We start from the raw sequence: 7,550 nt of genomic DNA on the forward strand, positions 1-7,550 counted from the left end.
GACTAGATCTGGCTTAGCTGCTTTCAACTTGGTTAGTTTGGTGAATCAAATGTAAGGTAATAAAAAATATTTCATAAAAAAATCTTCCCACTGTRGGCAATTTAACAAAAAAAGGACTCTTCATTCGATGCCATAATAAGGCATACGCCATTTATAGATCTATTGAAGCAGAAAACAATGAATAAAAACAAATATGTGATGGGCATTGATATCGGCGGCTCGCACATTACAGCTGCAGTACTCGATATGCAGCAGCGGAACATTCTAAAAAATTCCTATACACGCGAGCGGGTTGACTCTCACGGCTCAACAGGACAGATTATCCACACCTGGTGCAATGCAATTAAAGCAGCTTATAAAAAGGTAGATATCCAAATTGGCCGTTTGGGTATTGCCATGCCAGGCCCTTTCGATTATGACAATGGTATCTCTTATATCGCAGGCAATGATAAATATGCCGCTTTTTATGGACTAAACGTAAAAGACATGCTGGCCAGTGAACTTCAGATTGGTGGAGATCAGATTTTGATGAGTAACGATGCTGTTTGTTTTTTGGCTGGAGAAGTGTTTGCAGGTGAGGCAGGTGTCTATCAGCACCTGATTGGYATTACATTGGGAACAGGTTTAGGAAGCGCCGTTTACAATCAGGGAAAAATTGACGATGCCAATTTATGGTGTGCTCCTTTTTTAGATGGCATAACAGAAGATTATCTTTCTACACGATGGTTTTTAAAACGTTATTACGAACTCACAGGATTTAATATTCTAAATGTTAGAGAACTGACCAAACTTTACGACGATAACCAAACCGTGCGGAAAATATTTGCTGAGTTTAGCCATAACCTTGGGCTTTTCCTCAAAAAATTTCAACAGGATAATGCGGCTGAAGCCATTGTAATTGGTGGTAATATTGCCAACGCATCGAGCCGTTTTATTCCCGGTGTGATTAAATACCTCCATTCGCAGGGCATCACTTCTCCAATACATATTTCGAAATTGAATGAAGATGCGGCCTTGGTTGGAGCTGCGGGTTGCTGGGCTACGCAGACATTTAAAACGATCGAAAAAATCTAACAAAAAAAATTATTTAAAAATAATTCAATTCCCTTGTAGGCAATTTGTGTAAGCAAAATGCTCTTAACTATAAAACCGGACGGATGGAAATCCTGAAGGCGGCAAACAATTAACCAAATACTTATTCAAAATTATTCATAATGAATATGAAAAAATCTTTACAGCTAACGTGCTTTTTGCTCTATGCATCCACGGGCTTGTATGCAGCTGCACCAATCGATCATTTTAATCGTGCAGTTTCTTTCCATTCTGTTTATCAGGATGTGATTAAAGGAACCGTAAAAGATGAAACAGGCGCTACCTTACCAGGTGTAACCATTACTATAAAGGGCGCGCAAGGTGGCACACAAACCAATACTTCAGGCCAATATAGCATAACGGCTAAAACGGGCGATGTTTTGGTGTTCTCGTTTATCGGCTACCAGAGCAAAGAAGTTACTGTAGGTACGCAAAGTACCATTGATATAACTTTAACCCCTGACGCTAAAAACCTTGAAACCGTAGTGGTAACAGCACTAGGAGTAAAAAGATCAGAGAAATCTTTGACTTATACCACCCAACAAGTATCGGGAGAGGAATTGAATAAAGTAAAAAGTCCTAACCTTGTAAATTCGTTAAATGGTAAAGTTGCCGGAATGACGATTAGTCCGAGTTCTTCGGGTGTTGGTGGTTCGGCCAAAGTAATATTAAGGGGTAGCCGTTCAGTGAGCGGGAACAACCAGCCCCTGTATGTAATTGATGGTGTGCCAATCAGCAATAACGGTAACGCCAATGCACAGCAGAATAGTGTTTTTGGTGGCGGCCAGGATGGTGGTGATGGTATATCGAACTTAAATCCCGATGATATCGAAAGTTTAACCGTACTGGAAGGCGCATCTGCGGCAGCCCTTTATGGTAGCCAGGCACAGAATGGTGTTATCTTAATCACAACCAAACAAGGCAAAGCCGGCAAAACACAGATCGGTTTTTCGTCGAGTTTAACTTTTGATAAAATTGCATACAAACCCGAATTTCAAAACAGTTATGGCCCTGCATCTACCGCAACCAGAGACAGCTGGGGACCAGCAATTAACAACACTACTGATAACCTCGATCAGTTTTTCCAAACCGGGACAAATGCGACCAATTCGATCAATTTTTCTGGCGGATCGGAAATTGCCCAAACTTATTTTTCTTATGCCAATACTTATGCAAGTGGTATACAGGAAGGCAACAAGTTAAACAGACATAATATTAACCTGCGCGAAACAGCCAAGTTTTTAAACAACAAATTAACGGTTGATGGAAATGTAAGTTACATTAATCAACGTATAAACAATAGTCCATCAATTGGATTATACAACAACCCGTTGGTTGGTCTCTATCTTTTTCCAAGAGGAGTTGATATTACACCGTACAAAGACAATTATTTGTTATCAGGAAATGTAGGCACTGCGCGCCAGAACTGGTTAGGTGGTTCTGCAGATATTAACCAGAACCCATGGTTTTTAACCAATCTTAATCCGAATACCGCCATCAGAAACCGCTTTTTATTAAGTGGAAATGTGAAATATGAGTTTACGCCATGGTTAAATCTTCAGGTAAGGGGAAATATTGACCGTACTACAGATGATTTCGAAAACAGACGTTATTCGGGCATAAACGGGAACTTTAACTCAAACGGTAGAGGATACTTATCTCAGAATACTCAAACTTACATTCAGAAATATGCCGATGCGATATTAAACGTTACGGTGCCAATGAAAGATTCTGACTTTAAGATTAACGGATTGATTGGCGGTAGCATTAACGATCAGAAAACGACGGGGTTATCTTTAGCAGGCGATTTGAGTGCAGTTGATTTATTTACAGCAAATAATACCATTGTGGCAACAGCAGGCACCTATACCTCTGATGTATTGAACACCACAAAAGCAAATGATGCTTTCCACAGCCAATTGCAAGCCGTATTTGCAAACGCGAATTTATCCTATAAAGATTGGGCATTTTTAACTTTAACAGGTAGAAACGACTGGTCTTCAAACCTGTCATTCACCCCAAATGTTTCTTATTTTTATCCATCGGTAGGTTTGTCATTCATCGTATCGCAAATGGTTAAATTGCCAGAGGCGATTACTTATGCCAAAATAAGAGGTACTTATGCAGAAGTCGGTAACACCGTGCCAGCATACTTAACCTTTATCCAAAATACTTTGGGTAATGGTGGTGCACTTACCATCAACACCAACAGGGCATTTGCTGAGTTAAAACCAGAAAGAACAAAATCTTTCGAGATTGGTACTGATATGCGTTTTCTAGCCAACCGTTTAAACTTTAGCTTTACCTATTATAAAACAAACACCAAAAACCAATACATTCCTGTTAAGCCAGCTCCTTCTGGACTTGTTGCAACAGGCTACTTAAATGCAGGTGATGTTCAAAATCAGGGCATACAATTTACTTTAGGGGCTGATGTATTAAAAGGCGATGGCCTTAACTGGAATACATCCATTAACGGATCGTTGAACAGAAACAAAATTATTGATGTAGCGGCGGCGCAAGGTTTAAATTCGATCGATTTAACAGGTGGCGGAAACAATGCATATATCTCGCGTATAGCTGCAGGAGGATCTTATGGTGATATTTATGGCTACACCTTACAAAGAGATGCAAATGGCCGTATCATACTAAATGGTGATGGAACTGCTGCAAACCCATACTTTCCGGTTAAAAGTGCAGATTATAGCCTAATTGCAAATGCAAACCCTAAATTTCAGTTGGGTTGGAACAACAGTTTCAATTACAAAGATTTTAGCTTAAGCTTCCTGGTAGATGGTAAGTTTGGGGGCAAGGTACTTTCACTAACCGAAGCATTGATGGACCAGGCAGGAGCTTCAAAAGCATCGGGTGATGCAAGAGCGCAGGGCGGTGTTAAAATTGATGGTGTAGATGCCAGCGGAAAAGCAGTTTCGGCGACCATTAACCCACAAAGCTATTATTCTTTCTTAGGTGACAGAAACGGTGTAACCGGCGAGTATGTGTATAGCGCTACGGTGGTGCGCCTGCGCGAAGCTTCAATAGGTTATAATTTACCTTTAAAAGGAACATTTAAAAGCATGCGCCTCTCATTAATTGGTAGAAACCTCTTCTATTTCTATAAAAAAGCACCTTACGACCCGGAGGTTACCATGTCTACCGGTAACGGCTTATCAGGAATAGATGTTTTTAACCAACCGGTTACCAGAAGTTTTGGTTTTAACCTTAATGTTTTATTTTAATCCGAACAAACATGAAATCGATATATCATTCATCTCAACATAAAATTAAAGGCTTGTCTTTAGTTTTACTTTTAGCCGTTGCTGGCCTAAACCAAGGCTGTAAAAAGAACTTTGAAAGTTTTAACACCAACGATAATTTACCGACTACTGAGCAGAGTTTAGCCTTATTGCGATCAGCAATTGGCCCTATTCAGCAAAATATATTTTCTAACTACCAAATTGCACAGAATTTAAGTTCCGATGCTTTTAGTGGGTACATGATGGCTCCAACACCATTTGGTGGTGGTATTAATAATATGAACTATTCGCTTAATAATGGCTGGAATGAAACCGGTTTTAACGATCAGTATACCAATGTTATGGCGCCAATTTCTAAAATTGCCATATCGCCTTTAAAAGCAACTGCGCCAGAATCATGGGGTATATCGCTTTTAGTACAGGTAATTGCGATGGATAGGGTAACCGATAAGTTTGGTCCGATTCCTTATACACAGGCAGGTAAATCATTAATTTCGCAAGCTTACGATGACCAAAAAACGGTTTATACCGAATTTTTTAAACAGATTGATACAGCGGCAAATAATCTGCAGGCTTTTATCACAGCAAATCCTGGCAAAAAAGCCTACTACGATTCTGGCGATCTGGTTTATGGAGGAGATGTTGCAAAATGGCTTAAATTAGCCAATTCGTTAAGGTTACGTTTAGCCATGCGCATTGTTAAAGTTGATCCGGCTACAGCAAAGTTGCAGGCAGAAAAAGCAATGGCTGCAACAGGTGGATTAATGACTGTACCAAGTGACAATGCGGCTGTTGCGCAATCGGGAAACAGAAATAACGACCTTTGGAATGTAACCGTAAATTATGATGGCGATAATGCAATGGGCGCAGCATTACAATCGTACCTGGTTGGTTATTCCGATCCACGTTTATCGATATACTGTACACCAGCTACCGATCCTCTTTTTGCAGGACAGTATGTAGGAATCAGATCGGGAGCGAATACTTCTTTTAACGGTTTGGGCAAAGCTGGGTACAAAACCTATTCGAGCTTAAATGCTTCTGTACCAGACAATTCAAAATCACCTATCGGACAAAAAGCACCACAAATATTAATGACGGCTGCTGAAGTTTGGTTTTTAAAAGCTGAAGCGGCTTTACGCGGTTGGACGGGTGCAGGAGATGCACAAAGTAATTATGAAACAGGTATAACTACATCAATGCAACAATGGAACGCTAGTATTGGTGGCTACCTGGCCGATGCGGTAAGCAAACCAACAGCTTATGTAGATCCGAAAAACCCAGCTAACAATGCAGCCGCATTAAGCACCATTACCATTAAATGGGATGGGGCTGCATCTAACGAAGTGAAATTAGAGCGGATTATTACGCAAAAATGGTTAGCTATTTTTCCTGACGGAGCTGAGGCCTGGGCTGATTTCCGCAGAACAGGTTACCCAAAACTGTTTACAGTAGCCAACAACAATAGCGGCGGTACAATCAATACCCAATTGCAGATTCGCAGATTGCCATATCCAACAGCAGAATACGGCAATGGAAATAAAGATGAGGTACGTAAAGCCGTAACCTTGCTTGGTGGCCCTGATAACGGTGGCACCAGACTATGGTGGGACGTGAATAAAGCGAACTTCTAACACACAAATACCACCGGGTAGGATAACGAAAGTTGTCCTACCTTTTTTATATCAAACCAATTTCTAACCAAAATTTTAAACCTATGAGAAAACTAACCGTTTTCGGCGTATTGCTGTTAACAGCTTTCGCCCTGTTGTATGCTTGTAAAAAAGCCAATTCTGAAAAAGAAGACAACACTTTGAGCATCAAAGGTACCGCCAGAGCTGCTACCAATGCCTCCGCCCTGGCCTTAACTGCTCCATTCATGACCGCCTATGTAGAAGTAAACAGCAACAATTTCGTAAATCCGGGTTGTTATACCTACGGCACTTCAGCTAGTCAGTTATTTGGCGTTTCTGTTATTTTTGCTGCCAATATCAATTCGGTAAATGGCGTACCAACTTTGTATTTCAATCCACAGGTGCAAGAGACCTTAAATTCGGGCAAGGTGGCTTATCTCAAATCATTAGGCATAAAAGTAGTACTCGATGTGCTGGGGAATCACCAGAATGCAGGCTGGGGTTGTTTTACCGCTTATGCGCAGGCTGATGCTTTTGCCGTTCAATGTGCCAATGCCGTACAACAATATGGTTTAGATGGAATTGATATTGATGATGAGTATTCTGCCTGTACCGCAAATGATGGCTCGTTGGTGCTGGCCGCTGCTGCACTACGGGCACGCATGGGTGCCGATAAGCTGATTACCATGGCCGCATTTAATCAGGCCAATTATTTTAATTCTACTTATAACAACCAAAAACTGGGCGATATTTTAGATTATGTATTTGAGCAAACTTACTTCTCAACAGATTATGCCGGCCGTTTACAGCCATACATTAATGCTGGTGTACCGAAAAGTAAATTGGGTTTAGGTACCGATTTAGGCAATAGCGATCAGGCAGCTGTAGCCACTTACGTAAAAAATAATGGTTTGGCCAGCGCCATGGTTTATAACGTAGCCAACAACTCACAAACTAAATTATCTGCCATGTCTAATGTATTGTATGGCGCTGCAACTGCTGTAAAACCAAACTGTATTGATGGTACTGGAGGTACACCACCAGTAGCTGGAAACCGCTCATTGGTTTTCGACGGCACTAATGAATACTTAAATTCGAATACGTTCAATCTTGCAGGCAACAGCTTAACTTACGAAGCATGGATTAAACCAGCTGCTTTTAAAGCAACTGCTCCAAATATCTCCACCATTATGGGGATTGAAGTGAGCGATGCCAATGTGGCTTTACTTCGTTTGGGTGATGCTTCTCTAGCCAACAATAAAGTGCAGTTTGTATTGAACACAGGTGGTGCAACGCCTAAAAAGCTAAACTCCGCTACAGCGCTAAGTGCCAATACCTGGTATCATATCGCGGCAACATACGATGGCTCGACCATGAAAATCTACATCAATGGCACTTTAGATGCCAGCATGAGTGCTTCGGGCACTATCGCTGCTAATGGCACATTACAGATTTCGAGAAGCTGGGATGCCAACAGAGGCTTTAACGGCCAGTTTGATGAAATGCGGGTTTGGAAATCGGCACTGGCACAGTCGACAATTTCGGCCAATAAATGCAGTGTAAGCGC

General features: G+C 41.2%; 4 protein-coding genes. All 4 read left to right on the forward strand.

The genetic code is table 11. The annotated features are described in order from the left end of the window. Window positions 1-177 precede the first annotated feature (177 nt). Window positions 178-1,074, forward strand: a complete 897-nt coding sequence (locus AC1DND_RS14030; RefSeq protein WP_477582452.1) for an ROK family protein — start codon at window positions 178-180, stop codon at window positions 1,072-1,074. A gap of 146 nt (window positions 1,075-1,220) precedes the next feature. Then, a complete protein-coding gene (locus tag AC1DND_RS14035; protein ID WP_477582454.1) occupies window positions 1,221-4,331 on the forward strand; it encodes a SusC/RagA family TonB-linked outer membrane protein in 3,111 nt (1,036 codons plus the stop codon). Between the two features lie 11 nt (window positions 4,332-4,342). Continuing rightward, window positions 4,343-5,983, forward strand: coding sequence for a SusD/RagB family nutrient-binding outer membrane lipoprotein (locus AC1DND_RS14040; protein ID WP_477582456.1), 1,641 nt, complete (start codon window positions 4,343-4,345; stop codon window positions 5,981-5,983). A gap of 83 nt (window positions 5,984-6,066) precedes the next feature. Beyond that, a partial coding sequence (locus tag AC1DND_RS14045) for a LamG-like jellyroll fold domain-containing protein (RefSeq protein WP_477582458.1) occupies window positions 6,067-7,550 on the forward strand: 1,484 nt, incomplete at its 3' end.

Source organism: Pedobacter sp. 01N416 (genome assembly GCF_056399685.1).